2 pseudogenes are annotated in these 1,562 nt (G+C 66.2%); one reads left to right on the forward strand and one right to left on the reverse strand.

Going from position 1 to position 1,562, the window contains the following annotated elements:
- Positions 1-1,240 (reverse strand): annotated as a pseudogene (locus tag JCM19049_RS13710) (aldehyde dehydrogenase family protein); the annotation flags it as partial.
- A 110-nt stretch (positions 1,241-1,350) separates the two neighbouring features.
- Here JCM19049_RS13710 and JCM19049_RS13715 point away from each other — a divergent pair.
- Positions 1,351-1,562, forward strand: a pseudogene (locus JCM19049_RS13715) (thioesterase); the annotation flags it as partial.

A 1,562-nucleotide genomic window follows, 5' to 3' on the forward strand; every position in this document is an offset into this window, starting at 1 on the left:
CCGACCACGGAGGAGACCGGGCCGAACGCCTCACGCGAGTGCAGGATCGGGTTGGCCGGATCGGACCAGCGCAGCACCACCGGGCCATGAACGCCCCGTCCTGAGCGATCTCGGTGCGTTCGCCGCTGGTGCGCACCCGCGGGGCATCCAGCGAGCCGTAGGCCAGCTCGCCACCGGCGTCCAGCATGTCCTGCACCGCCTGGCGCACGTCGCGCAGCTGGTCCAGGGAGGCCAGCGCGCCCATGGTCACGCCCTCCACGCGTGGATCGCCGATCACGGTGCGGGCCTCGATGCGCTCGCCGACGGCCTTGATGACGGCGTCAACCAGCTGCTCGGGCACGATGCTGCGTCGGATGGCGGTGCACTTCTGCCCGGCCTTGCTGGTCATCTCGCTGACTACGGCCTTGACGAAGGCGTTGAACTCCTCGGTGCCCTCGACCGCGTCCGGGCCGAGGATTGCGGCGTTCAGCGAGTCGGTTTCCGAGGTGAACTTCACCCCGCCATCCACCACGTTGCGGTGGGCCTTGAGCTTGTTGGCGGTCGCGGCCGACCCGGTGAAGGCCACCATGTCCCGGTAGTCCATGTGGTCCAGCAGATCCCGGGCCGAACCGGAAAGCAGCTGCAGCGAGCCGTCGGGCAGGAGTCCGGAGTCCAGCATCATGCGCACCACGGCCTCGGAGAGGTAACCGGTGGGGCTGGCGGGCTTGACTATGGTCGGGACCCCGGCGATGAAGGCCGGGGCGAACTTTTCCAGCATTCCCCAGACCGGGAAGTTGAACGCGTTGATCTGCACGGTCACCCCGGCCATGGGGGTGAAGATGTGGGTGCCGATGAAGGACCCGTCCTTGCTCAGCGGCTCGGTGGGTCCATCCAGGATCACATTGGAGTTGGGCAGTTCACGCCGCCCCTTGGAGGAGAAGGTGAACAGCACCCCAATGCCGCCATCGATGTCGACCATCGAGTCGATCTTCGTGGCACCGGTGCGGTAGGAGATCTCGTAGAGCTCTTCGCGGCGCTCGTTCAGGTAGAGCGCCAATTCCTTGAGCTTCAGGGCGCGCTGGTGCAGCGAGAGACCGGACAGTTCACGCTGTCCCACGGTGCGTCCGTAGTCCAGTGCGCCGGCCACGTCCAGCGCTCCGGCGCTGACGGTGGCAATGGGCTGGCCGGTGTTCGCATCGAGCACCTGCGTGCCGCCCTCGGCCTGCGGGCTGATCCATTCTCCGGCGATGAAACTAGGCACACAGTGGCTTGGGCAGTCGACATCGACACAATTCCTTCCTGAACGATCGGTCAGTATTAGGATTAAGAGTAACAGTATTGCGTGATAGCCAACACTTTGAAAGGTCCGCCATGTCACAGAATGCGCCCCGCGCCACCCCTGCGCCCGGCTCGCCCCAACCCGAGGCACTGGAGCCCTGGACGATCGAACTGGGCGAGCTGGATCAGAAGATGGGCGTGCGGATCATCGAGGAATCCGTGCAGCGCGTCGTGGCGCGCATGCCGGTGGCCGGCAACACCCAGTCCTTCGGCCTGCTGCACGGCGGGGCCTCGCTGGCCGTGGG

It is taken from the genome of Arthrobacter sp. JCM 19049 (assembly GCF_001310435.1).